Annotated in this window: 26 protein-coding genes; 15 read left to right on the top strand and 11 right to left on the bottom strand. The window is 48.9% G+C overall.

Going from position 1 to position 24056, the window contains the following annotated elements:
- Positions 1 to 4: 4 nt before the first annotated feature.
- Positions 5 to 532 (bottom strand): universal stress protein, encoded by a 528-nt coding sequence (locus C7B65_RS09280; RefSeq protein WP_073070989.1) that lies wholly within the window; start codon positions 530 to 532, stop codon positions 5 to 7.
- A 203-nt stretch (positions 533 to 735) separates the two neighbouring features.
- Here C7B65_RS09280 and C7B65_RS09285 point away from each other — a divergent pair, with 203 nt between their 5' ends.
- Positions 736 to 936: a DUF2949 domain-containing protein gene (locus C7B65_RS09285; protein WP_073070991.1), complete on the top strand. Its 201-nt coding sequence runs from the start codon at positions 736 to 738 to the stop codon at positions 934 to 936.
- A 6-nt stretch (positions 937 to 942) separates the two neighbouring features.
- Positions 943 to 2004, top strand: a complete 1062-nt coding sequence (locus tag C7B65_RS09290; RefSeq protein ID WP_073070993.1) for an ATP-dependent 6-phosphofructokinase — start codon at positions 943 to 945, stop codon at positions 2002 to 2004.
- A 351-nt stretch (positions 2005 to 2355) separates the two neighbouring features.
- On the opposite strand, the gene C7B65_RS29230 is transcribed toward C7B65_RS09290, so the two are convergent.
- Positions 2356 to 2478: a hypothetical protein gene (locus tag C7B65_RS29230; RefSeq protein ID WP_262983533.1), complete on the bottom strand. Its 123-nt coding sequence runs from the start codon at positions 2476 to 2478 to the stop codon at positions 2356 to 2358.
- 468 nt (positions 2479 to 2946) lie between these two features.
- Between C7B65_RS29230 and C7B65_RS09295 the strand changes: the two genes are divergently transcribed.
- Both C7B65_RS09295 and C7B65_RS27375 read left to right on the top strand, forming a co-directional pair.
- Positions 2947 to 3396, top strand: coding sequence for a pyridoxamine 5'-phosphate oxidase family protein (locus C7B65_RS09295; protein WP_073070994.1), 450 nt, complete (start codon positions 2947 to 2949; stop codon positions 3394 to 3396).
- Between the two features lie 116 nt (positions 3397 to 3512).
- The gene (locus C7B65_RS27375; RefSeq protein WP_143162042.1) at positions 3513 to 3782 is read left to right on the top strand and encodes a glycine zipper domain-containing protein; all 270 of its coding nucleotides are present in this window, start codon (positions 3513 to 3515) and stop codon (positions 3780 to 3782) included.
- Here the strand turns inward: C7B65_RS27375 and C7B65_RS09300 are convergent.
- Positions 3779 to 4132 carry a hypothetical protein gene (locus tag C7B65_RS09300; RefSeq protein WP_223257349.1) on the bottom strand — a complete coding sequence of 118 codons (354 nt, stop codon included), beginning with the start codon at positions 4130 to 4132 and terminating at the stop codon, positions 3779 to 3781. The genes C7B65_RS27375 and C7B65_RS09300 overlap by 4 nt on opposite strands.
- A gap of 371 nt (positions 4133 to 4503) precedes the next feature.
- Between C7B65_RS09300 and C7B65_RS09305 the strand changes: the two genes are divergently transcribed.
- Complete coding sequence (locus C7B65_RS09305) at positions 4504 to 6810, top strand: BamA/TamA family outer membrane protein (RefSeq protein WP_223257350.1); 2307 nt, start codon at positions 4504 to 4506, stop codon at positions 6808 to 6810.
- Between the two features lie 42 nt (positions 6811 to 6852).
- On the top strand, positions 6853 to 7053 hold the full coding sequence (locus tag C7B65_RS09310) for a hypothetical protein (protein WP_073070997.1): 201 nt from the start codon (positions 6853 to 6855) through the stop codon (positions 7051 to 7053).
- A gap of 136 nt (positions 7054 to 7189) precedes the next feature.
- Here C7B65_RS09310 and C7B65_RS09315 read toward each other — a convergent pair whose 3' ends face one another.
- A complete protein-coding gene (locus C7B65_RS09315; RefSeq protein WP_073070999.1) occupies positions 7190 to 7645 on the bottom strand; it encodes a GNAT family N-acetyltransferase in 456 nt (151 codons plus the stop codon).
- Positions 7646 to 7832: 187 nt separating this feature from the next.
- On the opposite strand from C7B65_RS09315, the gene C7B65_RS09320 reads away from it, so the two are divergent.
- On the top strand, positions 7833 to 8387 hold the full coding sequence (locus tag C7B65_RS09320; RefSeq protein WP_073071001.1) for a diheme cytochrome C: 555 nt from the start codon (positions 7833 to 7835) through the stop codon (positions 8385 to 8387).
- 36 nt (positions 8388 to 8423) lie between these two features.
- Here C7B65_RS09320 and C7B65_RS09325 read toward each other — a convergent pair whose 3' ends face one another.
- The 3 genes from C7B65_RS09325 to C7B65_RS09340 all read right to left on the bottom strand — a co-directional run bounded on the left by C7B65_RS09325 (position 8424) and on the right by C7B65_RS09340 (position 11636).
- On the bottom strand, positions 8424 to 9548 hold the full coding sequence (locus C7B65_RS09325) for an RNA-guided endonuclease InsQ/TnpB family protein (RefSeq protein ID WP_073071003.1): 1125 nt from the start codon (positions 9546 to 9548) through the stop codon (positions 8424 to 8426).
- A gap of 591 nt (positions 9549 to 10139) precedes the next feature.
- Positions 10140 to 10805: a cytochrome b N-terminal domain-containing protein gene (locus C7B65_RS09335; protein ID WP_073071007.1), complete on the bottom strand. Its 666-nt coding sequence runs from the start codon at positions 10803 to 10805 to the stop codon at positions 10140 to 10142.
- 129 nt (positions 10806 to 10934) lie between these two features.
- Positions 10935 to 11636 carry an esterase/lipase family protein gene (locus tag C7B65_RS09340; RefSeq protein ID WP_073071009.1) on the bottom strand — a complete coding sequence of 234 codons (702 nt, stop codon included), beginning with the start codon at positions 11634 to 11636 and terminating at the stop codon, positions 10935 to 10937.
- 180 nt (positions 11637 to 11816) lie between these two features.
- Between C7B65_RS09340 and nrdR the strand changes: the two genes are divergently transcribed.
- Both nrdR and C7B65_RS09350 read left to right on the top strand, forming a co-directional pair.
- Positions 11817 to 12341 (top strand): transcriptional regulator NrdR, encoded by a 525-nt coding sequence (gene nrdR, locus C7B65_RS09345; protein WP_073071011.1) that lies wholly within the window; start codon positions 11817 to 11819, stop codon positions 12339 to 12341.
- 87 nt (positions 12342 to 12428) lie between these two features.
- Complete coding sequence (locus C7B65_RS09350; RefSeq protein WP_073071012.1) at positions 12429 to 14114, top strand: NB-ARC domain-containing protein; 1686 nt, start codon at positions 12429 to 12431, stop codon at positions 14112 to 14114.
- A 78-nt stretch (positions 14115 to 14192) separates the two neighbouring features.
- Here the strand turns inward: C7B65_RS09350 and C7B65_RS09355 are convergent, their stop codons facing one another.
- Positions 14193 to 14567 (bottom strand): hypothetical protein, encoded by a 375-nt coding sequence (locus C7B65_RS09355; RefSeq protein WP_073071014.1) that lies wholly within the window; start codon positions 14565 to 14567, stop codon positions 14193 to 14195.
- Between the two features lie 237 nt (positions 14568 to 14804).
- Here C7B65_RS09355 and C7B65_RS09360 point away from each other — a divergent pair, with 237 nt between their 5' ends.
- The 3 genes from C7B65_RS09360 (at position 14805) to C7B65_RS09370 (ending at position 17887) form a co-directional block, all read left to right on the top strand.
- Positions 14805 to 15344 carry an orange carotenoid protein N-terminal domain-containing protein gene (locus C7B65_RS09360; protein WP_073071016.1) on the top strand — a complete coding sequence of 180 codons (540 nt, stop codon included), beginning with the start codon at positions 14805 to 14807 and terminating at the stop codon, positions 15342 to 15344.
- A gap of 140 nt (positions 15345 to 15484) precedes the next feature.
- Entirely contained in the window at positions 15485 to 16654 is a 1170-nt protein-coding gene (locus C7B65_RS09365) for an iron-containing alcohol dehydrogenase family protein (RefSeq protein ID WP_073071018.1), read from the top strand.
- A gap of 33 nt (positions 16655 to 16687) precedes the next feature.
- Complete coding sequence (locus C7B65_RS09370) at positions 16688 to 17887, top strand: aspartate aminotransferase (RefSeq protein ID WP_073071019.1); 1200 nt, start codon at positions 16688 to 16690, stop codon at positions 17885 to 17887.
- Here the strand turns inward: C7B65_RS09370 and C7B65_RS09375 are convergent.
- Both C7B65_RS09375 and speA read right to left on the bottom strand, forming a co-directional pair.
- Positions 17884 to 18897, bottom strand: a complete 1014-nt coding sequence (locus C7B65_RS09375) for a DNA-methyltransferase (RefSeq protein ID WP_223257351.1) — start codon at positions 18895 to 18897, stop codon at positions 17884 to 17886. The genes C7B65_RS09370 and C7B65_RS09375 overlap by 4 nt on opposite strands.
- A 5-nt stretch (positions 18898 to 18902) precedes the next feature.
- Positions 18903 to 20942: a biosynthetic arginine decarboxylase gene (speA, locus tag C7B65_RS09380; RefSeq protein WP_083582850.1), complete on the bottom strand. Its 2040-nt coding sequence runs from the start codon at positions 20940 to 20942 to the stop codon at positions 18903 to 18905.
- A 162-nt stretch (positions 20943 to 21104) separates the two neighbouring features.
- On the opposite strand from speA, the gene ndk reads away from it, so the two are divergent.
- Complete coding sequence (gene ndk, locus C7B65_RS09385) at positions 21105 to 21554, top strand: nucleoside-diphosphate kinase (protein ID WP_073071021.1); 450 nt, start codon at positions 21105 to 21107, stop codon at positions 21552 to 21554.
- 133 nt (positions 21555 to 21687) lie between these two features.
- Here the strand turns inward: ndk and C7B65_RS09390 are convergent, their stop codons facing one another.
- Positions 21688 to 22449, bottom strand: a complete 762-nt coding sequence (locus tag C7B65_RS09390) for a TerC family protein (protein ID WP_073071023.1) — start codon at positions 22447 to 22449, stop codon at positions 21688 to 21690.
- Positions 22450 to 22688: 239 nt separating this feature from the next.
- Between C7B65_RS09390 and psaM the strand changes: the two genes are divergently transcribed.
- Positions 22689 to 22784 (top strand): photosystem I reaction center subunit XII, encoded by a 96-nt coding sequence (gene psaM, locus C7B65_RS09395; protein WP_073071025.1) that lies wholly within the window; start codon positions 22689 to 22691, stop codon positions 22782 to 22784.
- Positions 22785 to 23187: 403 nt separating this feature from the next.
- Entirely contained in the window at positions 23188 to 23589 is a 402-nt protein-coding gene (locus C7B65_RS09400; RefSeq protein WP_073071027.1) for a slr1601 family putative cell division protein, read from the top strand.
- The last annotated feature ends 467 nt before the right edge of the window (positions 23590 to 24056 follow it).

The following is a 24056-nucleotide window of genomic DNA, read 5'->3' on the forward strand; positions in this document are numbered from 1 at the left end:
GTGTCTACGACACCGCTGTAACTTGTTTGTCAGGAGTAACCTCCGATGGCTCCCGAACTTGACCTTGCACGGTGAGAACCGAACAAGGAGCATGATGCAGCACATAGTTACTCACGCTGCCGAGCAAGAGTTCATTCAAGCCAGAATGCCCCCGCCGACCGATCAGAATTAGATTAGCCTCCCGTGTGCGAGCAAATTCGCAGATGGTTCGACCCGGACTGCCAGAATTTTGGGTGAATTCAGCGCTTACGTCCGCAGCAGCGGCTTGCTCTACATAGGATCGCAGCATCTCCAAACCCCGATTTTCATAGTCTGCCCATTGCTTCTGGTGCATTTCCGAAATTTCGCCAGCGATCGTCGGGTAGTAGTCCAACCCAATCATAGAGACGTTGGGGCTGCCTTCCTCTTCACTAGACAAGACGTGCAATAGCATCAGACTAGAATTTGTTGCTTTTGCAAGATCAAGGGCTTGATCAAAAACCTGATGACTATGCTCGGAACGGTCGATCGCCACCAGAATTTTGTGAAACATATTTTTCCCTCTTTACAATTACTGTAAATAGTTGGCTTCTAGGACACCCAATCAAACCATTGACCTCTACGTTGAAGTTAGGAGAAAAATGTGAGGAACTTGTGAGGCGAGTTGAAAAGTTTGAGAATAGAGGGTTTCAGTTTCTCACAACTTCCTCAAACTTATTCCCTAATCTCAAGGCAATGGAATTCAGAGGAGCCATGATGGAATCTAAGGAACTAACTCAATTGCTGCAATTTTTGCAAACCGATCTGGCGATTCCAGATGCGAATCTCCAGCTTGCTTTACGACATCCTGAACAAACGCCTGGAATGTTACCGATGATTCTTTGGCAATACGGATTTGTTACCCTCAACCAGTTGAATCAAATTTTTGATTGGCTAGAACAACGGCTTTTGGGATAAGTCGCTATGAATAGGCAAACACGATTGGGAATTCTAACCAGCGGCGGCGACTGTCCTGGACTCAACGCTGTAATCCGAGCGGTAGTGAGCCATGCCACCCTGACCTACGATTGGCAAGTTTTTGGCATTCCCTATGCCACTCAGGGTTTACTGGAACGTCAGATGATTCCGCTGCATGTGCATAGTTTTGACCTGCGCGGCATCGATCCGCTACTCAGCATGGGTGGCACGATCTTGGGCACGATCAACAAAGGGAATACTCTGGCTTGCATGGATGAAATAATTTCCAGTTACCAAGCATTGGGACTCGATGCCCTGATTGGCATTGGCGGCGATGGTAGTATCGCTATTTTGAGTCAACTGGCATTGCAGGGCAACTGGCAATTCATTGCGATTCCCAAAACAATTGACCATGATGTGGCACTTACCGAGCGCACGATCGGCTTTGATACGGCGGTGAATACGATTACAGATGCTCTCAACCGTCTGACGTTTACAGCAGCCAGTCACGATCGCGTCATGGTCGTCGAAGTAATGGGACACGAAGCAGGTCACCTGGCGCTGCATTCTGGCATTGCTGGGGGAGCCGATGTGATTTTGATTCCCGAAATTCCCTATTCTATTGAAACAGTATGTGGTCATTTAGCCGAGCTGCACGATCGCTGGCAACGCAAATTTGCGATCGTCCTTGTGGCAGAAGGCATTCATCCCGCCCACGATGCCAACTACCTACCCCATCAAAAACCATCCGGTAGCAGAGGGCAGTATATTGCCGATTGCATTGCCAAGTGCAGCGCTTATCCAGTCGATACACGGGTTTCGGTGTTGGGATACATCCAGCGTGGCGGCATTCCTTCTGCCCTCGATCGCTTGACTGCTGCCGCTTTTGGCAAAACTGCGGTGGATTTAATTGCTGAAGATCAATCAAATCAGATGGTGGCTTGGCAAAATGGACGGGTAGTTGCCGTTCCGATTGCACAAGTTTGCGATCGTAGCCCACTCGCGGTTGACCCTGATGGCGATTTGGTACAAACGGCACGCGCATTGGGCATCTACATGGGTGAGTAGTATCCTGTAGGTTACAACAGCTTAAACTCTCTTTTTGTTTCTTTACTGCATTGATGGAATCTTCACAAGTTCCTCAGATTTTCATCCTACGCTTTAGATAGATGGATGACACGTTATCCACCGCGTTACTAAACAGTTGATTACAAACGGATGTGACGCTTTTTATGACAGACTGTCCTTGCTGCGGATACCCGATGGTGCATTGTTTCTGTCATCATCAAACCGTTTCGTTCTGCCGCCATTGCTGGCAAGAGATGCCAGATTTGGTGACACTGCACGACTATTCCTTACTGAAACTGAAACAGCGCTCGCTGGAACAAATGATTCAACAACCGACCAAACAATCTCTTCTCAATCAGCCTCTTCTAGCAGCAGCCTGACAGGGATGCTGGGTTCCCGTTTGACGCAGCTACTTGCCCAAATTCTGTCTGCGCTCCAGGCTAGAATGCCCGCCACCCACAGCAGCAATGCCATGAAGTGGGTTAACTGATCGGTTTTTGCTCAATCCTGAAGGCAAGATTTTCTTTGTGGCGATCGACGTGCTGGCATCTCCTCAAGAACTGTTGAACTTGGGCTTAGTTCGCTAAGATTAGCTAGTTCGGCGGGAATCCACACACCATACGCTTCGTTGGCAAAAAATAACCAATTTCTTACCAACGAAGCGATAGTTCTGATATACTTCTGAGCAAAGCAACATAAACGCTGCAACGACTGCAAAAACCACGCAGTCAGGGTCGTGAAAACCAAACGGTCAAAGTGGCTAGTCATGATTGTTGAAAACATTTGGGTCTTGGGAACCAGGACTCCTGCCCTTGGAGGGAATGTAAGACCAACGGAATTACGGAGTTCTAGAGGCGATTCCCGATGAATTGGGAAGCCCACAACGTACCGCCCAGCGGTCGGTGTGTGGTAGTTCACTTGACTACAAATAGGATAATCATCATGTTAGATATCGATGAGATGAGTTCAAAAGAAATTCAAGAACTCTTGCAGCAAGTCGGACACGGGCATCTAGGCTGCCTCCATCAGGGAAAGCCTTATGTGATGCCAATGCACTACTACCTCAAAGATTCAGACATCTACATTTTTACGACCGAAGGGATGAAGTCTCATGATATGGACGCGAATCCAGATGTCTGTTTGCAGGTGGAAGACGTTCGTGATTCAGAGCGCTGGCGCAGCGTTGTTGTCATGGGTCAAGCCAAACGACTCACCGAGCAGCCAGACATTGACCAGGCGATGCAGTTTATTAAAACCAAAAACCCAACACTGTCGCCTGCTATCAATCGCACCTGGGTTGATGCTGAGGGACGATCGGAAGTGATTGAAATCTATCGCATTCACCCCACCGAGATGAGCGGACGGATGACGGATGGGGTGAGCAGTCGGTGAGCATTGAAAAACCACGAAACCACGCTTGTGGGCAAAGAGGCAAATCTTGAACGGTATCTTTATCAACTTGTCACAAGGAACAAATCACGAATCATTCACAACGGTATGTTCTGGGTATGGGTACTTCCTATGGGCTACTCGGCGGAGTGGTTCTTGGAACGATATTTAACAACCTAGCTTTGTGGATAGGAATTGGAGTAGCGATCGGGCTGCGATCGGGGCTACGATCGCCAGAAGTAGAAGATAGAAGATTACCATTTCTATCAACAGTAGATACTTTTAGACAGGATCACCACCGCCCTGTAGAAGCTCTATCGGCGTTGCAGAATCAAGGGATGAATACGCCCCCCTGTCCCCCAATTCTGGTGATACACCTTGCTGATTAAGCGATCGTGCGAAACCGTTCTTGAAAGATTGCCTTGTCTCGACGCTGCGATCGCACCTGTTGTACCAAGGCATCGATATCGGGTAAGGAAGCCCGAACCAATCCACCCGATTCAGGAAGTTCTGCTGGCGGATCAACTGCGATCTCATGCCAATCTAATTCCAGCACGGAACAAATTTCTAGGAGAATCTGGCGATCGATGGGTTGCCCGGTGAAAAACGGCCAAATCGGTTGGCGTGTTTTTAGGTTCACCTCCCCTGCCAGATTTGCCTGAGTCCAACCTTTCAGAGCAAACGCTCGTTTTGCCTGTTGAATCCCATTGGGTGATGCTTGAAGCGATCGCTTGACCATAAGGCAGAATTTCTAGTCTAAAATTTAAGAAATCAAACATCACATTTACCTCAATACAGCGAAATCAAACGCCGTTCACGTTAAACAGTACTGGGGCGATTGAAAAAGAATTTAAAGACACGAGCAATTGTTAAGGGAACTCTATAAGGGGATTACGCTTCATTGTTCACTATGAATGACTTGAGAAATCCGGCTCATAGAGTTATGCCAATTTCGGAGGCAGTTACGACTGATCGTTCAATCCGACGGGGCACGGCATGCCATGCTACGCGGCTCTATTGCATCCACGAATCAAATGGGTATGACATCGAAAATCTGTCTTTTGATATTGAGATAAGAAACAAAGTGGGATTGTTCTAACATTAAACTTTTTGAGACAGCAGAGTGATGGGTTTGCTCGTCAAACTAAACCGTCCAGATCGCTCATTTCAGACTATAAATATCTCACCCCAACTGATCGCCGCCTTATGCGCCTCTCGACCGTCACAGTCTGCACTCTCGCCGCGCTCTCTACGTGGGATGCCTGCCAAAACGCAAATGCTGCTGTTTTAGAAACGCCTGCGATCGAGAAAACCGCCGATGTTGTCGTTGCGACGGATGCGATCGCGCCTGCGCCCATTCCCAAAATTGTCCCGCCTGAAACGATCGTCTCTCAAGAGTTTTCAACGAAGGCACCAGTGCGGGTGGCTCAAACCAACGCTCAATATTATCAAGACTATCAACCTACAGCCGCGACTCCAGCGATCTCTCAATCTCCACAGATAGATGCCCCGCCGATAGCAACACCTGCGGCTTCGGTCACACCTACCCCGCCGACTTCGATTAATCAACCGACTTGGATCATTCCTCAAAATGTGACTTCCCCGATCGTCAATCCTCCCGCGACTCCGGCTCCTAAACCGATCGTCAATCCATCTCAATCGCTGCCCTCTGATTTAGTGGTGACGGCAACTGACGTGCAAATTGTGGGTGCAGATCCTGAGCTACAGCAGATTGTTCGCAGCAACATTCGCACTCAACCCGGCGGAGGCACGAGTCAAAGTCAACTTCAAGCAGATGTTGCGGCAATTTTGGAAACGGGTTTGTTTAGCACTGCCAGCGTTAACAGTCGCGCAAACTCCAACGGGTTGAGTGTCACCTTTCAAGTGCAGCCGATCGTGGTGCGGTCTGTGCAACTGGTCAACGCTCAAGCGCTCACGCCTGCGGTGGTTAATGATATCTTTCGATCGCAGATTGGCACGATCGTCAGCCCTTCGGCACTCAATCAAGGTGTGCGACAAATCAATCAGTGGTATGCCCAAAATAGCTACAATTTGGCGCGAGTCGTGGCATTGCAGCCTAGTCGAGAAGGCGTGTTGACGATCGAAGTCGCTGAAGGTGTGATCGGCGATGTGCAAATCCGATTCACCGACGAGCTAGGCAAACCCGTCAACGACAAAGGCGAACCGATTCGCGGCAGAACTCAAGAGAGTTTTATTAAACAGCAGGTACAAATTAGGCCAGGACAAGTTTTTAGAGAAGATATTGCGCGACAAGATCTGCAAAAGCTCGTTCAAACTGGGCTGTTTACTAACGCCCGTGTCAGCTTAGAAGGCGACGCAAAACGGACGATCGTCGTCTACAACCTCACAGAAGGTCGCGCTCGTTCTGTCAATGCAACGGGTGGCTACAACACCGATTTGGGTCTTTATGGTGGAGTCAACTATCAAGACCGCAACGTGGCAGGAATTGGGCAACAACTCAGCACCAACGTCTTGATCGGCACGAAAGACGCTCAATTTGATGGACGGTTTATCAGCCCCTACCGCGACAGCGCACCCGACAAGCTAGGCTATAGCGTCAACGCCTTCCGCCGCAGAGGGCTGTCTCGCGTGTTTGATGACAACGTTAAATTGGAAAACGGCGATCGCGTTCGAGAAGGACGATTTGGGGGCGGCGTTGAGGTCAACCGTCCGATCGATAAAGACTGGGGTGGATCGCTGGGCTTAAACTACAACCGTGTTAGCTTGCGGGATGCGAGTGGCAATGTGGTCAGGCGCGATCGCAATGGCAATCCGCTTTCGTTTAGCGGCACGGGCATTGATGATTTGGTGTCGCTCAATTTTGCGGCGGTTCGTGACCAGCGCGATAACCCGATCGATCCGACTAATGGCTCTCTTTTGAGTTTGAGCACTGAGCAATTTTTGCCGATCGGCAGTGGCAGCATTCTCGCTAATCGCCTTCAGGCAAACTATACGCAATATGTGCCTGTGAATATCTTAAACACGCTGCAAACTAAAAACGAGCCAGAAACGTTCGCCTTTAATATTCAGGGAGGCACCACGATCGGAGACTTGCCTCCCTACAATGCCTATTCTCTCGGCGGCCCGAACTCTGTCAGAGGCTATGATGCGGGCGATATCGGCATTTCTCGCACCTATGTCTTAGCTTCGGCAGAATATCGCTTTCCGATCTACAGCATTATTGGAGGCGCAGTGTTTGCCGATTTTGCTTCTGATCTAGGGTCAAGCCGATCGGTGTTAGGGCAGCCCGGAATCGAGCGTGGCAGACCCGGATCGGGGTTTGGCATTGGGGCAGGGGTGCGCCTCAAGTCACCGTTAGGAGTTATTCGCGCTGATTTTGGATTAAACGATCAGGGTGATAGCCGGGTGCAGTTTGGGTTTGGGCAAAAGTTCTAGGAGATTTTTCGTTAAAATATACCATAAGAAAAAAGGTGAGATATGTCCCAGCCTGAGTTAGACCCTGAAGCCTCGATGAAGTCGTTAATTGAGTCGGCGACATCTGTGAAAGTTAAAAAATTTTTTCAGTATGATGTAACCTCAAAAGGAACTACAGAAGGAACCTTTCAAGCCAGTGATGGGCGTAAGCTAGGGTTTGAAATCGCCGACGATCGAACCCACGTATTTGAGCTGACCGATTAGCTGGAAAAACTTGGCCTGTAGCTTTTAGCCTTCGCGTAACTTTCTGTTCCATGGGTTCTGAGTTAAAGTTTCCCAGAATTGGGGAATTCTAGGGAACACTCGGAGAATTTCTTTGCTGGAAATCTTCTTAGCTATCTCACTCAGCGTCAACCGATCGCGCAATATCCAAAGCTTCAATTGGCTGATTAAACAACACCATTGTTGTACTGGAATTAACTTCAAAGCCAATCTTTTCGTAAAATGACTGTTGATGAGTCGTCATCAAATAGACCCGCTCAACTCTGTTGACGTGAGGATGACTCAGCACCGTTTCTACTAATTTGCGTCCCAATCCTGCACCTTGATAGTCAGGGTGAATCACGACATCCCAAATAGTAGCTCGATAGATCCCGTCTGAAATCGCTCTCGCAAACCCAATTAGCCGATCGCCATCCCAAGCTGAGATGACGGGATTGCTGTGTTGAATTGCGATCGCTAACTCCTCTGATCGGCGATCGCTTGCCCAAAATGCTGCAACCCCAAACAAGCGCTGAAGCTGCTGAAGATCGATCTGTTCTGGGCGATCGCAAAGCTGAATATGACTACAATCCATTCCTACCGTTTTTACCCTTATTGAATCTACATGCTGAGGCTGCCAATTCCAATGATCGAGGCGGCTCGTTTTCATTGGCAGAATGATCACAAACCCCTCTATCCTGAATAGAGAAACATCCAGGGAAGATATTGAGTCTAGATGGCAACGGGTTCTGTAACGTTCGTATCCAAATTGGTTGAAACCTATGCTCCGTTTCCCTCGTCGCGTCAAGACTAACCCGTCTAAACCTCGAAGGCAAAAACGTTCTCCGATCGTGCTAGTCGCGCTGCTGCTGATTTGGAGTCTGTGTCTAGGATTGGGCTTGGCGCAAGCGATCGAAGCCCCTCAACCTTCAGCCGTGGTAGGAACAGTGGATGTCGTGCCCGATCGCTACAAGTTTGGACAAGAACTTTATTTAGAAAACTGCGCCACTTGTCACATTGGGGTTCCTCCGTCGGTTTTGCCCACTCAGACTTGGCGCGATCTGCTACAAGATTCTCAGCACTATGGCGTTGAGGTTAAACCTTTAATTGACCCGCCACGTCAGTTGGTGTGGAACTATTTGCAAACGTTCTCTCGACAGGTGGCAGTTGACGAAAAAGTTCCCTATCGAGTCTCTGAGTCTCAATACTTCAAAGTGTTGCACCCCAAAGTAGAGCTACCGCGCAAGCTCAATCTCGCGAGTTGTGTGACGTGCCACCCCGGAGTCAGTCAATTTAACTTCCGCAGCCTGACCGCAGACTGGGAAAATGCGCCTTGACATACTCCCCGGCGTGAACGCACGGGGATTCTAAGCTCAGACAGCAATTGCAGGCATAGCCTGTCTAACATCACCTAACTTAAGGGTCGATGCCCCAACCCTTTGAATATTTATCGCGGCGTTCTCATCTCGTCCGTTCACAGACTGACAAGACGGGCAACGCCATTCTCTCACCGACAAATCCAACTCTTTCAAGACGTGCCCACAGTTTGAGCAAGTCTTAGAGGATGGATACCATCGGTCGATGAAGACAACTTGTTTACCTTTCTTTGTTGCCACCCATTCGAGAATTTTCAGAAATTCACCAAACGCGAGATCTGAAATTTTGCGTCCCCATAAACGCTGCATGCCTTTGAGGTTTAGCGTCTCAAAGCACAAAACATCGAATTGATTCGTTAAGTCGTGCGCCAACTTCCAGAACCAATCAGAGCGGTGGTTCACTACGTCCTCATGCTTGCGAACCAAATTCAATCTTGCTCGTTCCCGATTCGATGAACCTTTCCGCTTTTTGGAATGATTGCGACTGGCTTTCTGGATGGCATTCAGCGATTGTTTGAGGAATTGCGGCGATTCGATTTTTGTTCCATCTGAGGCGGTGAGGAACGTCTTTAAGCCAAAATCAAATCCAGCGATTCTACTCGTCTCGAATTTGGTTTCAGGCTCATCAACGCTGTCAACAACCACGACCATAAACAACTCCCCTAATGGAGTGCGTTTAATGGTCAGAGTTTTGACCGTGCCCTCAATTTCTCTAGAATTCCAGTATGGATAGACTCGATTCCCAATCTGGATGCGATCGCCGCTTAGAAACTTGTAGCCAGTTTGCTTGAGGGTGAAGGACTTATGTCGTCTCACTTTCTTGAAGTTGGGCGGTCTAACTCCTTTTTTGGGGTGTTTGAAAAACAGTTGATAGGCTTTCTCAATGCGTTGGCAGATATCCTGCACCGCTTGGGAGCCGACTAGCTGCCAGAATTCTTTGCGCTGCCGCAGTTTGGCAATGTGAGCCTGAAGTTTCGCGCAGTTCAAGTGTTTGCCCCACATCCGGTAGTAGCGTTTGTGGAGGGCAATACAGTGGTTATAGATGACTCCAGCCGCATTAATTGAGCGCTTGAGAAATCGATTCCGCTTGTGATTGTACAACTTGAACTTCAAGGTTTTCATGGGTCTATGGTAGCATTAATCGTATAGACAACGTATAGATAACAATGAAAACAGTATTAAATCTTCGGGTTGAGGAGTCTAGGCACCAAAAGCTTAGAGATGTTGCAAAGGAGCGGAAAAAGACAATGACTCAATTGATAGAAGATTGGATAGACAGACTTCCGAATCCAAACAAGGAGATCTCTGTGGCTGAAGCAGCGCTCAGACCTGAAGGAGGGTTTCCCTCCGTAGGGGACTGAGTAAGAAGCCACGCGGGAACCCGATTCTTCATCCCCGTCGTAAACGAGCAGGGCTTTAACGGTTCCCGAACCCTCCGTTCTGGTAAAAATAACGTCAGTTCGACAGAAGCGGTTCACTCCGATTGTGAATCCGGGAGAGCTACCTGAGCCAAGCTTTCCGGTTCAAAGTCCCTCAGAATGGGGGATTTAGGGGGCTGATGCCGCTCAGAACGAAGCGAAAAACCTCGTCGAACTGATGTTAAAAATAGAATTTTTCTGACAATTTGGTAGATACAAAAACCAGAATGGTTACTTCAGAGTTGCGCTCTACGCTAATCGATCGTTCTATTCATGCCAAAAACTGTTTTAACGGCTAGAGAATCTCGGCTGATGCCCGAACCTCTTCTTCATCTTCACTAACTGCTTTTTGAGCAAACGCGGTTAAAGCCTCTGCCTGCATTTCTCGTTCTTGAACCATCAAACTGCCGAGATGAATCACGGCTAACCCGACAGCCGCGATCGACACAATATAGCTGTGAATCGCGTAAAGATGCTCAACGCTGACCGTGCCGATCGCGCCGCCTCCAGTAAGCGCATCTTTTAGCTGGGTTCCAATCAGAGGAATCGCCTCGATCGTGCCTAATTCGATTTTGAGTCGCCAAAAACCAAGCTGATCCCAGCCTAAAAGCATCGCAGTCCAAGCCAGCCCGATCGCCGACAAGGTGAATAAAATGCCGCTCACCCAAGCCGTTAACCAACTGGGGCGAAATCGCTCACTCAAAAACATCACGACGATTTGAATCAACGCCACCCCGATCACCCCATTACCCGACAGGTTGTGCATCGTGTGGATCAGCCAACCATAGGGAACATCAGTGTCGATCGCTTTAAGAGAATCGTAAGCGCCGCCAGCCGCTGGCTCATAATAAAACGCTAAAAGAATGCCGCTACTTGCCGCAATCAAAGTCAACGTCAGCGTTGCCACTGCCAAGATCGTCGATAGCCGCCTAAAGATGAAGGAAAGGGAAAAATCTTTCATGAGACATATACTCTTTTCTAATTAGAAATGAGTCGAAACACATCGTTGAAGTGCAGAACCTCAACTTAACTGTAAGATATAAAACTTTACGAATCTTCTAATCCTCCCAAACGTAGAGATGGCGATCGCTCAAGCTAAATAACTCATCCACTGAGGCACCACTTCTAGAGAGCCATACCAAAGCCCTCCTGACCTGGGCGAGTGTCTGACCTGTTCTAAAGTCAAATTTTCTGCCCCTGCTAAATGAGCCGACTCGATCGGGCAAATTCCATCTCCCCAACAGTTGCCTTTGCCGCAGGTTAACTGATAGCTGCTATATGCCAACCAACTGCCAGGGCGACGTTCTCCATAAATTGCCTTGCCCGCGACGCACACATAATTCACATCTGCATAAAACGCACCGGGATAGGTGAGATTGACGAAATCAAGATTGGTGCGAGTCCAGCGCTCAAAGCTGGTGTGGGGTGTGCCCAATGTGATCAAGTGAGAAACCCAAGAACGCGCGTTCCAGGTGTAGGTGCGGTTTGCCTGAACTCCGTGTACATCATAGAGATGCTCGCCCAGATAAATGCGCGAGATCCAGCCGCCTGCTGAGTGCCCGATTAAGTTAATTTGCGGCGCGTTATAGTCTTGCAACACTTGCGTAACCGTTTCGTGAAGGCGTTCTAAAATCGGCAGCATCGATCGTCCGCCTAGAGTCGGCACCCAGTCTCGCTTGAGCAACGGCACGATCACAGTGGGATAGCCCGCCTCCGTTAGCTGTTGCTGAAGACGGCGATAATCGATCGCGCCTGCAAGATATCCGGGCAAAATTACAGTCGGTAAGGGCATCGGTAAACGCTCGAAGGACAGGATCGTTTGTAGAATTCAACGCTGGAAATAGTGGAGACAAAAAAATATTGCCACTTTTCACGCTAGGGGTATCATGAAGATTCAGAGGGTTAGTCTCTTTGAAACGTCTGGGTTAGAGGATCACCTCTGACAGGGTTGTTCTCTCAACGTTTGATCTTTATGCGGTGTCCTTCTTGTCATCATCCAGATAATCGTGTGCTTGAGTCGCGATCGGCAGAAGCGGGTCAAAGTGTGCGACGACGGCGAGAGTGTTTAAGGTGCAATCATCGGTTTACCACCTATGAGCGCATTGAGTTTGTGCCGATCGTGGTGCTTAAACGCAATGGAGAGCGAGAATCATTTGACCGCTCAAAGCTGCTGCGAGAATTGGTGCGGGCCTGCGAAAAAACCGCCATTCTAGAGCCGCGTATAGAGATTTTAGCCGAAGAAATTGAATCTGACTTGCAGCAGCGAGTCGGGCGTGAAGTCACTAGTGCCGAGATTATTGAACTGGTATTGCACCATCTGCGATCGCTCAGCGAAGTGGCTTATATTCGCTATGCCTCGATCTACTGCCAGTTTGCAGGCATTCAAGACTTTGTGGATGCGATCGATCGGCTTCACGATCGAGTTGAGCCATCCCACCCTTCAAACCAGCAATCTGATCCTGAAGCGCTGTCAGAAATAAACGCCTTTAATTGTTAGTTGGTACGCTGTTTACACACAAGCTCAGTTGCTATTCTAGAGAAGCCGAATCTCGGCCGCGATTCTTGCTGGTGCAGTCTATCGTTTATGTCTCAACCGACGCTTTCTAACCAACTTGAGACAACCCTCCAGGATGAGACGATCGGGCGGTTAGCCGTTGGCGACTCTACTCTGTCAGTCGGTTCTGTGCATGGAGCATTGCTCAGTGATCACGCCAGCGAATCTGTGATTGAGTTGAGACAGACTCCGATCGTGCAGATTCCTCGTGCCTTTGCGGGGCTGGTCGGTCGGCAAACAGAAATCGAATTGGCGATCGCCGCCCTGCGAACCAAACAAATCGTTGAGATCTATGGTCAAGCCGGGATTGGCAAGTCTGTTCTGTTGCGCTATCTTGCTCACAGCCCGCAGATTACGACCTCCCATCCCGATGGCATCGCTGACTTGAGTGGGGTTGGGTCGGTGGGCGATCGCTTACAAACCTTGTTTGACACGTTCTATCATAGTTGTCCTGATATTAAGCTGTCCGATCGCGAGGTTCGGCAAGCGCTTCGAGAACGCCAAGTGCTGATATTGCTAGACGATGATGCTTTGACGGCAACCGATCTTCAGCAACTGATCGCCGCGCTGCCTAATAGCACCTTCTTAATCGCTTCTCGCGATCGCCGCCTTTGGGGAGACGGGCGATCAATTGGGCTAGAGGGATTATCGCTGTCAGACAGTGTGACGTTAATCGATCGAGAATTAGGACGGTTTCCGTCGCGAAGCGCTGAATCGTTGGCTCCACCTCAAAAAAAGACGATCGAAGCACTCTGGAAACTTTTGCAGGGAAACCCTCAACGGCTTTTGCAAGTGGCAGCCCTGGCACGAGAAGACAGGCTTTCTCTAGAGACGGTGTTGAGCCAAATTCAGCCCGATGAGCTTGAACAGTCGCTGACTCGGCTAATTCTTGCCTCTTTGCCCAAGCCTCAACGCTGGATTATGGCAGTGCTGGTAGCAATGGGGAACACGGGCTTACTACCCGAACAAATTGCGGTGATCACCGGGCCGCCCAACCCCTTACCGAGTCTGCAAGCGCTGGTGCAACGCCATCTGCTTCAGATCGAGGGACATCACTATCGCTTGTCTTCTAGCCTGGTTGAGATTTTGCAAAAAGTCTCAAACTCGACTCCCTGGATGGAAAAAGTTTTGACCTACCTATTGCCTTGGGCAGAAACCCATCCACGATCGCCAAACGCACTACTCGCTGAACAGCCACTGATATTGCACACCCTTGAGTGGGCAGTCAGCCAAGCACGTTGGGCAGAGACTCTGCGGCTTGTGCGATCGCTTGAAGGCGCACTAGCGCTGGGCAAGCAGTGGGAAACCTGGGGACGAGTGCTCAATTGGGGTTTGCAAGCTGCCTGGGCGCTAGAAGACGCAACCAGCGAAGCTTGGGGGCTGCATCAACTCGGAACTCTGGCACTCTGCCAAGAAGAAGTCACCACCGCTTATGATGCGCTGACTGAGGCAATCAACTTACGATCGCTGCTAAACGATGAGGTGGGGGAGCGCTTAAGTCGTCACAACCTTGAACATTTGAGGAAAATCACTTTGCCTATCTCGGAGGGCGAACGATCGCAGCTAGTAGCTAACCCGCTTGGGGTCTATCTAACGCTGGGGCTGATTGGCTTTTTGGTGTTTGTGCTGTCTGGGCTAGTGGGGTTGGCGATCGTGAACCGATTTGGTCAGCCTGTGCCAACGGTTAAACCCACACCAGCACACACTCGGAAATAAAGAGGTCTCGTCAAAGTCAAATTGTGGAGTTGCTGTCTGTAGGAGCGTTGTGTGGAAAGTCCCTACAGACGGTGAATATTATTCGTGATTGCTGGGTTGCCCTTTTTCGATCGCTTTGTGGATCAAGTCATCGTCAACGTTTCCGGCTGTGCTTTGGTCGTGGTTGATCGATTTTGCCATGTTGCGAAAGTCACTCGGATCGCCAGTCGGTTCTGCTTCCGCGTGAGTGGGTTCTGTTTCATGAACCTCAAAGGCGTGGGCGCTGGCAGCTTGGGCAGCTTTTTCTCCTTCATCTGCGCGATCGATTTCGCTAACGCTAAATTCTTTCGAGGCTTCATAATCTGCCGAGACATCCACTTTAGGAGCCGGGAGACTGCCTTCAGCAATTTCTTCTGAAACTTGTTGAGCGTCGTAACTTTGAGAAGGATTCAAATCGCTATTGATTTCTGACATAAAAAGCTCCTGTTATTATTTCAGGTTCCAGCAAACAGCTTAACCCCTGGTTCTTGCTCACCTTATCAGACTGATCCCCAGGTTTTTGAACCGTCTGAGGGCAGATTGTTGATCTCTCTCATTAGAATGATCCCATGCTTCAATTTGAGAAACAAGCTCGGTCGATCGGTAGTCGCTAAAAGACTGTAAATCTTGATACATCTCTTGGTGAACCTAAATTATTTACAGGAGATTGTTATGGTTGAGTCTGCAAATCACGGCACTGTGCGATCGCAGTATGTTGACGAACCGGGGCAGAAAGCGATCGGGGCTTATGACAAACTAGACACTGATGGCAAGCTGGCATTTTTATATTATGTCTATGAGAAAATGGGCGATTCGATCACGCCGGCGGCTCCTGCTGCTGCCGAGCCAGAGTTAGCGCCTATTCTGTTAGGAGGGAGTTTTTATAATCTGTCTCATGATGATCAGCTTAATGTGATGCGCGACATCGTGAGTGGAGCCGACAGTGAATATTCTCGCAACTATGGCGCTTTAAAAGAAAACAATCAGCTAGTCGTTTGGTATGCTTGGGCGCAAGCAATGGGCGAGTCAGTGGTGGGAATGCCCGAAGGTTATAGCGCCTCTGAAGCGATTACGAGCGTGTTGGGTCAAGTCGAAAAGCTAGATTTTGATCAACAAATTTCTTTACTGAGAGAGATCGCGGGCACGATGGGCTACACCGATGTGCAAGAGATTCCGACGCAGGCACAAACCGGAAAAACAGCCAGCCTGTAGGGGCATGGCATGCCGTGCCCCCACCCTATCTTCCGTGTGGGCATGGCACGGCAGTGTCTCTTGCAAGGGTGTCGCGTAAATCAAATTGCCATAAGAGCTAAAATTGAGACTCACACTCAGTTTTTGCTTGATTCGCCAAAATGTCTACTCGAACTGATTCTTTGATCTCGCTGACGATCGCACCTGCTCAAGTGATTCGAGGCAACGGTGCCCTAAAGCAAGTCGGTTCTGCGATCGCGCAATTAGGTTCCCGTCCTTTGCTAATCGGTGGTGATCACACCTTACAAATCATTCAGCCTCGTCTTGAGTCTGCTTTGACGGGTCAGAATTGCACGATCGCTCAAGCTTCTTATGGAGCTGATTGTAGTGAGTCGGCATTACTATCTCTGAAACGAGCGGTTGCCGAACACCGGGCAGATCTGATTATTGGCAGTGGCGGCGGCAAAGCGCTAGATGCGGCAAAACTGATCGCTCATCAATGCAAGTTGCCGATCGTCACGATTCCGACATCGGGGGCAACCTGTGCGGCTTGGACAGCATTATCCAATGTTTATTCAGAAGACGGTGCGTTTCTCTATGATGTTAGTCTGTCACGATGTCCTGACTTATTAGTGCTGGACTATGAATTAATCGCAACTGCACCTCAACGAACCTTAGTAGCAGGGATTGGAGACGCGATCGCTAAGTGGTATGAGGCTTCGGTGAGCAGTGGTCATTCTCAGCAAACCTTTTTGATTGCGGCGGTTCAGCAAGCGCGAGTTTTGCGAGACATTTTGTTTCAACAGTCTGCCATTGCTTTGCAGTTCCCTGGCGGCGAAGTTTGGCAAGAAGTGGTGGATGCCACCGTGCTAATGGCGGGCGTAATTGGCGGCATCGGCGGGGCACAGTGTAGAACGGTGGCGGCTCACGCTGTTCACAACGGGTTGACTCACTTGCTTGAAAGTCACGGCACACTGCACGGCGAGAAAGTTGCCTTCGGAATTTTGGTGCAGCTTCGGTTAGAAGAAATGATTCAGGGCAATTGGTTGGCGACCACTTCGCGGCAGCAGCTTTTAAAGTTTTATTGCGAGATTGGGCTGCCGCAAACTTTAATCGATTTAGGCTTGGCAAAAGTCTCGATCGCCGATCTTCAACGAGCTGCCGAGGTTGCCTGTGCTGACCAATCCGATATTCACCGATTGCCCTTTAGTGTGGCTCCGACTCAACTGATGGCAGCGATGGTTTCTACGACTGCACCTTGCCACAATCTGAAGAATGACGAGGGTTTTGAGGTAGAATATCCAACTCAAACCTTAAATCTCAAACCTTGAACTCTTCACTCTTTTTCTTAGAGAGATTGCGCCATGAGCCTAAGTTGGATTACGCCTGCCGATCGTCTGCGAATTTTGCCCCCTTATGTGTTTGCGCGTCTCGATGAGTTAAAAGCAAATGCGAGAGCGCAGGGTGTTGATTTAATCGACTTGGGAATGGGAAACCCGGATGGGGCGACTCCGTTGCCGATCGTCGAAGCCGCCACTGAAGCGCTAAAAAATCCTAAAAATCACGGCTATCCCCCGTTTGAGGGCACTGCTAGTTTTCGGCGCGCCATCACCGATTGGTATCGTCGTCGCTATGATGTCGATCTCGACCCCGATAGCGAAGCGCTGCCGCTGCTGGGTTCTAAAGAGGGGTTGACACACTTAGCGCTGGCTTATATCAATCCGGGCGATCTGGTACTGGTGCCGAGTCCGTCTTATCCGCCCCATTTTCGCGGCCCGTTGATTGCCGGAGCCGAAATTTATCCGCTCATTCTCAAAGCCGAGCAGGATTGGTTGATTGATTTGGCGGCGATTCCCGATCGCATTGCCGAACGGGCCAAAATTCTCTACTTTAACTATCCGAGCAACCCGACGACAGCAACGGCTCCCCGTGAGTTTTTTGAGGAAGTCGTGGCGTTTGCTCGTCATTATCAAATTATGCTGGTGCATGATCAAGCCTATGCAGAGTTAGCGTTTGACGGCTACAAACCTACCAGTTTGTTAGAAATTCCGGGGGCGAAAGACATTGGGGTTGAGTTTCACACGCTGTCTAAAACCTATAATATGGCAGGCTGGCGAGTCGGCTTTGTGGTCGGCAATCGTCACATTATTCAAGGATTGCGAACGCTAAAAACAAACTTAGATTATGGCATCTTTGCAGCTTTGCAAACGGCAGCAGAAACGGCGTTGCAACTGCCCGATAAATATTTGACTGAAGTGCAAGATCGCTATCGCACTCGTCGCGATTATTTGATTGCAGGATTGGCGCAACTGGGTTGGTCAATTCCTAAAACTCAAGCGACGATGTATTTATGGATTCCCTGCCCGATCGGAGTCGGCTCGACTGATTTTGCGCTGTCGGTGTTGCAAAAGACGGGCGTAGTGCTGACTCCGGGCAATGCGTTTGGGGCTGGCGGCGAAGGCTATGTGCGAATTAGCTTGATTGCGGAGTGCGATCGTTTGGGTGAAGCTTTAGAGCGGATGAGAAAAGCCAATATTCGCTATGATGTACCGAAGCTGGCTTAATCAGACTCTACAATACTTGATTCCGACATAGCTTTATTTGCTCTCCCCTTCTGCTGAACAACAAGTGTATTGCGCTCCCAAAATACACCCTCAGAAAAGCCTTGAATCCCGGGTTCAGAGTCTGCAATCTCTAGCCTGCGTTCGGTCAATAAACTATAGGTTTCATCTAGCTCAATGCCGAGATGCTTTCTGCCGAGCTTTTTTGCAACCACTGAAGTCGTGCCGCTACCCAAAAAGGGATCGAGCACAAAATCACCGGGGTTAGTGCTTGCCAAGACTAACTTTGCAATTAATTTTTCACTTTTTTGAGTCGGGTGATCCGTGTTTTCTGACATTGACCAAAAAGGGATGGTTAGATCCGTCCAAAGATTTGAGGGATGAGTGTCGCGAAAGTTGCCTTCCCCTGTCACCTGCCAGTCTTTGGGTGTGCCGTCTCCATTTCTGTAAGGTGCGATTACTTTTCTGCGAAGCTTTACATCATCGACGTTAAATGTGTAATGCTCCGACATTGTGCAAAACCAGATATCTTCACTCGAATTTTTCCAGTTTGATTTAGCGCCTCGACCCTTTTCACGCTCCCAGGTAATGCGGTTTTGAACGACAAAGTGCGATGAGGCAACGGTAAAGATCGAAGCAGAAGACAGCCAATCGCCACAGATATAGATCGAGGCTGTCTGCTTCAACAAGGGCTTAAGAATGTGAACAACTTCATCTAGCCAGAGTGCATAGTCATCAACGGTACGCTTTAAGAATTTGCGTCCATTAAAACTTTTATTGAGATTGTAGGGTGGGTCAAGGATCAGCAGGTCTACAACACCCAACGGTAGAAGCTTTGCTACTTCTAGACAGTCACCTTGAATAGTGCCCGTTGGCGGAATTAAAAAGGGATCTGAAGGTAACTTTCTGAGAATGCGAGGAGCCAACCTGACTTTATCTTCATCACTGAGGGTAAGAGTCCGGTTCATGGGTGCGCGTTGCTTGTCTTGATTAGGTTGAGTTGAGCCATCCATAATCCTCAAGGTGATAGGTATGTATAGCCGCTCAAACTGCGCTCATAGTTTTGCAGCAAAAGCTGAGACTCTTCCAGCGTAATCCGATGCTCTTGTAGGGCTTGCTCGGTCTGACGGCGAATGCTTTCGATCATATCTTCCGCGTCATATTGCACGTAGCCCAAGACCTCTTTCATCGTGTCACCGCGCACGACGTGTTCAATCTGATAGCCCTTCGGCGTGAGTTGAATATGCACCGTGTTGGTGTCGCCAAACAAGTTGTGCAGGTTGCCCATAATCTCTTGATATGCACCGTTGAGAAACATTCCCAGATAATAGGACTCGCCTGGTTTGAGCGGATGCAACTCTAGCACCGACTTGACATCACGCAAATCGATAAATTGATCAATCTTGCCGTCACTGTCGCAAGTTAAGTCAGACAGCGTAGCCCGTTGCGTTGGCTCTTGATCTAAACGGTGAATCGGCATGATCGGGAACAGTTGGTCGATCGCCCACGAATCAGGTGCAGACTGAAACACCGAAAGATTCATGTAGTACATCGAAGCCATGATTTTTTCGAGGTCTTCTAGATCGTCGGGGACGTAATCAAGCTGACGCACGATCGCCAAAATCTTATGACAGCAAGCCCAATATAATCGCTCTGCTCGTGCCCGTTCTGGCAAGCTCAGATAGCCAAAGCCAAACAAACTCACGGCTTCTTCTTTGAACTGAGTTGCGTCGTGATAGGCCTCCTGAAAGTTTTCTGGCTTAATCGAGTCGTAGGTTTCGTAGAGATTGCGAATGATCAGGTGTTCGTCTTCCTGCAATGGTTCGGGTTTGTCAGCCGGGACTTCGCTAGTGCCCAATACATCAAAAACTAAAACCGATTGGTGAGACGCGATCGCGCGTCCACTCTCAGTCACCAACGTCGGCACCGGAATTTTTGCACTTGTGCAGGCATCTTTAATCGCGGCGACAACATCATTCGCGTAGTTCTGCGTGTTGTAATTTTTGGAGGCGTGAAAATTCGTTTGAGAACCGTCATAATCTACGCCTAAACCGCCGCCACAGTCCAAATACTGCATATTTGCGCCCAGTTTCACGAGTTCGACGTAAATCTGACCCGCCTCGCGCAACGCATCTTTAATGACGCTAATCGCCGAAATCTGTGAACCGATATGAAAGTGCAGCAGTTGCAGCGAATCCAACATATTTGCTTCGCGCAGTTGCTCGATCGCTTGAATGATTTCAGGAACCGTCAAGCCAAATTTTGCCCGATCGCCCGCCGATGTGCCCCAGCGTCCAATGCCTTTGGCGCTTAGTTTCGCCCGAATTCCTAAAATTGGCTGAATGCCCAGTTTTTTGCTGGACTCGATCGCTAACTCCACTTCTTCTACTTGTTCTAAAACAATAATGGGCGTTTGTCCTAACCGTCTCGCCAGCATTGCCGTTTCGATGTATTCGCGATCTTTATAGCCGTTACAAATTAGCAGCGCTCCAGGTGTTTTCAGCGATGCTAATGCAATCATTAATTCTGGTTTAGATCCGGCTTCTAACCCAAATTGATGCGGTTTACCAAAGCGAACTAAATCTTCGATCAAATGGCGTTGTTGATTGCACTTAGTCGGAAAAACGCCTTTGTAAACGCCTGCGTAATTGTAGCGAGCGATCGCTTTTGCAAATGCCGCATTCAATCGCTCGATCCGATCTTCTAAAATGTCTGAAAATCGGATCAGTAATGGTAAACCTAAATTACGCTGCTTCAACGCATTCGTTAATTCATACAGATCTAATGAACCGCCACGATCGCCTTTAGGGGAAACCGTCACATGCCCAGCAGCATTGATTGAAAAATAGGGATCGCCCCAGCCATGAATGCGATAGAGTTCTTCGCTGTCTTCGATCGTCCAGTTTTTGGGCACGTCTTTGACGATCGCCGCTGAACCAGAAGACTTTGACGGCGTTGCTTCAGACTTGCTTTTTAGACTCTTCCCATTCGATGCTGATTGTGCTTCAACCAGTGCTTTTTCCGCCTCTGCTTTCGCTGACGTGTGGCGCTCCCCCATCGTGTCTTACCCCTTGGAAAATCTTATTGAGATGTCAGTCTACCGCATCCTTCACAAATTCGTAGGTTAAGCAGCGCACCCCTTTAGCGATCGCGAAGCCAATCGCCTCCGTTCTGGGCTAATCTTGTTTTGTAAAAAGGCATAAATTTCTGGGAGCGACTCGTGGAAAGGACATTTTTGGCCATCAAACCTGATGGTGTGCAGCGTAAGCTCATTAGCGAGATCATCGGACGCTTTGAGACAAAAGGATTTACCCTCGTGGGTTTGAAATTCATGAACGTCAGCCGCGAACTTGCAGAACAGCACTATGGGGTTCACAAAGAACGCCCATTTTTCGGCAGTTTGGTCGAATTCATCACGTCTGGCCCTGTTGTCGCAATGGTCTGGGAAGGCGATGGTGTGATCGCGGCGGCTAGAAAAGTGATTGGAGCCACCAACCCGCTCACGGCAGAACCTGGCACCATTCGCGGAGACCTAGGCGCAAATATTGGACGCAACCTGATCCACGGCTCAGATGCACCTGAAACGGCTCAAAGCGAAATTGCTCTGTGGTTTAAGGAAGAAGAACTTGTCAACTGGCAACCGACTATCCTTTCCTGGATCTACGAATAACTTCTAGTATTGCGGAATAGAGAAATGATTTGGGTAGGGGCAATCCCCCTGTGGTTGCCCTCCGTCAGGGGTAGGCACGGGGGCGCTCCCCCTACAGCCATTTCATTTCATCCCCTCGTCTGCAAAATCTCACTCAAACTTCTAATTTCTTTTCTTCAGGTTCAGCCATTTTTTCTTTTTCAGAGGCTGCTAATTTCTCGGCTCTCACTTCTTTAACTTCAACAGGATTGCGCTTAGAGAAACCCCAGACAAATATCAGCGCGACGGCTGTCACCATCACCCATTCGGGCGGCACTAGACTATCGTTGATGACTCGCATTAGCAGACGCAATCCGACCAAGGCGACCGTAATGTAACCTGCGTCTTCTAGGTGAGTAAACTCGTCTAACCAGCGAATAAACAGACCCGCCATAAACCGCAGCGCAATGATCCCGATCGTGGCCCCAATCAAAATCAGCCAGGTTTCTTGAGAAACGGCGATCGCGGTCGTTACACTATCTAGAGAGAACGCCAAATCTGTGAGTGCCAGAACGGGGATCGCTTGCCACAGCGAGGTGAACCGCGGCCCGTGGTGTTCGTCTCCATCGTCTGAGTCAGACGAGAAATATTGAAAGACTAACCACAGCAAGTAGATTGCCCCTGCCAACTCAAACTGCCAATATTTGCTCACCCAGGATGCCGTCAAAATTAAGCTCATCCGCAAAATGTAGGCAAACACTAAGCCAATGTTGAGGGCGCGCCGTTCAAGCTCAGGTTTTTCCAGCCCTTGCGCGATTGCAGCCAGGGCGATCGCGTTATCTGCCGACAGCACCGCTTCTAATGCCACTAAAACCAGCAGCAGCAAAAGAGTTTGAACATTAAAGGTGGCAGGGAAGTCTGAAAGTTGGTCTAGCATCAATGATTTCTGATTAAGCGTTACAAACAAGTCTTGACAAACTCAATCCTAATTTAAGAAAAAGCTTTGCTCATATATCAGCCTACCTTAACTAGGAGGTCTGAGTCATGCCACACACGCGAGACCTGAGTCTCATGATCCCCATTTTGTGTTGAATCTTGTAACAAAATCTTCCGAAAGCGGACGGTTTGATCGACATTGAGGAACGATAACCCTGAGATTAAGGAGTTTCAAACTCAATGCCTCTATCAGATACTCAAATTCTAGTTGCCCTTGTAGTGGCCCTCATTCCTGGCATTCTTGCCTTCCGGCTGTCTACCGAGTTGTATAAATAGATCTCCCTTGATCGCGGCAGGGAGACTGCTTTGTCTGATCCCCGCAGTAATCAATGATTCTCTCGACAAGTTGAGTGATCGTTTTTTAAGATGCGGGGTACACTGACGAGGCAGTTTTCCGGCTAGTTCATTTGGGTTGCTGACTCAGACGAAATTATTGGGAAACGCTGCTTAGTTCACACGTACTTCTTGATTTTGGCGCAGATATTTGCGATTTTGAGTTAACTCTGTCAGTAGAGTTATCGAAGCGTCAGTATCAAGCTCTCTAAAATGAGTTTTTAGTCTTCTGATCCGCTTAGTTTTTCAGTCTAGAAGCGCTCAATTTAGAATTAATCGCCAAAGGCAGCTACTTTTCCATTAAGACTGTCAAAGTCTACCGTCTGCACCGCATCCCGTTGAACTCATGAACGCACTTCAATCGCCGACTAAGCCTCTTCAGCCTGTTAGAACGCCTCGATCGCAGCCTCGCTCAGGTCAACAAAAAAAACGTCAACATCATCGAACGATCGCGATTGAGACCTCAATCAAGTTGGGTGTAAATCTTGCCCTTTCGGGCGTGGCGATCGCGGCGCTGGTTCAACTCTTGCCCTACAGCATGGCGCAGCACTCAAAGCTGCAAGAAATCAACGCTGAAGTCAAGGCGACAGAAAAACGAGTCGGTCACGTCAAAGCAGAATTTAGTCGCTATTTTGATCCCCGGCAGGCAAAAGTCATTATGCAAGAGCAGACAAACCGCACTGACCCAAGTCAACGCCAAATCGTTTGGGGAGATGCAACGTCCGAGACGGCAGCACAGCTTCCCTAGAACCGTAAATTACATAGGGGCACGGCAGTGCCATGCCCATTTGCAAGTAATCGATATTTTTCAATTCACAATCCTTGGAGAATTCTTGGGGGCTGATTCAAGGGTACGCTGGCAGAAATGTCCGATCGAACCTCTTTTCGGTTTTTACAAAAAGTGTATCAACCTGTCAAGTTCGCTCCTATCATGCGGGGATCGCACTGAACTAATCCAAAAACTACATGATCGGCGTGGTTTTGTAGCAAGCGTAACCTAACGATCGCATCAAGACTGTTTAGAATATAATCTGAATTGTTTACTTAACGTTACAAAGTTACCTATGCGTTCGCAATTGGGCAAATTTAGTACGGCTCTGATTCGTTCATCCGATAAGCACAATCACTTAGGCATGATCATCAAAGTTCAGCAATTCTACGCGTTTACCTAGCTGAAACTTTAGGCAAGATGGTTGCATCAGCTAGAAAGTGTAA

Origin of the sequence: Phormidesmis priestleyi ULC007 (assembly GCF_003003695.1) — a bacterium.
Classification (GTDB): Bacteria; Cyanobacteriota; Cyanobacteriia; order Leptolyngbyales; family Leptolyngbyaceae; genus Phormidesmis_A; species Phormidesmis_A priestleyi_A.

Coding starts and splice junctions, on each gene's coding strand:
- C7B65_RS09360 (WP_073071016.1), top strand. CDS start 14,805: ATGGTTGAGTCTGCAAATCACGGCACTGTGCGATCGCAGTATGTTGAC.
- C7B65_RS09315 (WP_073070999.1), bottom strand. CDS start 7,645: ATGGATTGTAGTCATATTCAGCTTTGCGATCGCCCAGAACAGATCGAT.
- C7B65_RS09390 (WP_073071023.1), bottom strand. CDS start 22,449: ATGCTAGACCAACTTTCAGACTTCCCTGCCACCTTTAATGTTCAAACT.
- speA (WP_083582850.1), bottom strand. CDS start 20,942: ATGGGGGAGCGCCACACGTCAGCGAAAGCAGAGGCGGAAAAAGCACTG.
- C7B65_RS09340 (WP_073071009.1), bottom strand. CDS start 11,636: ATGCCCTTACCGACTGTAATTTTGCCCGGATATCTTGCAGGCGCGATC.
- C7B65_RS09290 (WP_073070993.1), top strand. CDS start 943: ATGAATAGGCAAACACGATTGGGAATTCTAACCAGCGGCGGCGACTGT.
- C7B65_RS09370 (WP_073071019.1), top strand. CDS start 16,688: ATGAGCCTAAGTTGGATTACGCCTGCCGATCGTCTGCGAATTTTGCCC.
- psaM (WP_073071025.1), top strand. CDS start 22,689: ATGCCTCTATCAGATACTCAAATTCTAGTTGCCCTTGTAGTGGCCCTC.
- C7B65_RS09375 (WP_223257351.1), bottom strand. CDS start 18,897: ATGGATGGCTCAACTCAACCTAATCAAGACAAGCAACGCGCACCCATG.
- C7B65_RS09280 (WP_073070989.1), bottom strand. CDS start 532: ATGTTTCACAAAATTCTGGTGGCGATCGACCGTTCCGAGCATAGTCAT.
- nrdR (WP_073071011.1), top strand. CDS start 11,817: ATGCGGTGTCCTTCTTGTCATCATCCAGATAATCGTGTGCTTGAGTCG.
- C7B65_RS27375 (WP_143162042.1), top strand. CDS start 3,513: ATGGGTACTTCCTATGGGCTACTCGGCGGAGTGGTTCTTGGAACGATA.
- C7B65_RS09335 (WP_073071007.1), bottom strand. CDS start 10,805: ATGAAAGATTTTTCCCTTTCCTTCATCTTTAGGCGGCTATCGACGATC.
- C7B65_RS09320 (WP_073071001.1), top strand. CDS start 7,833: ATGCTCCGTTTCCCTCGTCGCGTCAAGACTAACCCGTCTAAACCTCGA.
- C7B65_RS09350 (WP_073071012.1), top strand. CDS start 12,429: ATGTCTCAACCGACGCTTTCTAACCAACTTGAGACAACCCTCCAGGAT.
- C7B65_RS09310 (WP_073070997.1), top strand. CDS start 6,853: ATGTCCCAGCCTGAGTTAGACCCTGAAGCCTCGATGAAGTCGTTAATT.
- C7B65_RS09295 (WP_073070994.1), top strand. CDS start 2,947: ATGTTAGATATCGATGAGATGAGTTCAAAAGAAATTCAAGAACTCTTG.
- C7B65_RS29230 (WP_262983533.1), bottom strand. CDS start 2,478: ATGGCATTGCTGCTGTGGGTGGCGGGCATTCTAGCCTGGAGCGCAGAC.
- C7B65_RS09400 (WP_073071027.1), top strand. CDS start 23,188: ATGAACGCACTTCAATCGCCGACTAAGCCTCTTCAGCCTGTTAGAACG.
- C7B65_RS09285 (WP_073070991.1), top strand. CDS start 736: ATGGAATCTAAGGAACTAACTCAATTGCTGCAATTTTTGCAAACCGAT.
- C7B65_RS09325 (WP_073071003.1), bottom strand. CDS start 9,548: ATGAAAACCTTGAAGTTCAAGTTGTACAATCACAAGCGGAATCGATTT.
- C7B65_RS09365 (WP_073071018.1), top strand. CDS start 15,485: ATGTCTACTCGAACTGATTCTTTGATCTCGCTGACGATCGCACCTGCT.
- C7B65_RS09355 (WP_073071014.1), bottom strand. CDS start 14,567: ATGTCAGAAATCAATAGCGATTTGAATCCTTCTCAAAGTTACGACGCT.
- C7B65_RS09300 (WP_223257349.1), bottom strand. CDS start 4,132: ATGGTCAAGCGATCGCTTCAAGCATCACCCAATGGGATTCAACAGGCA.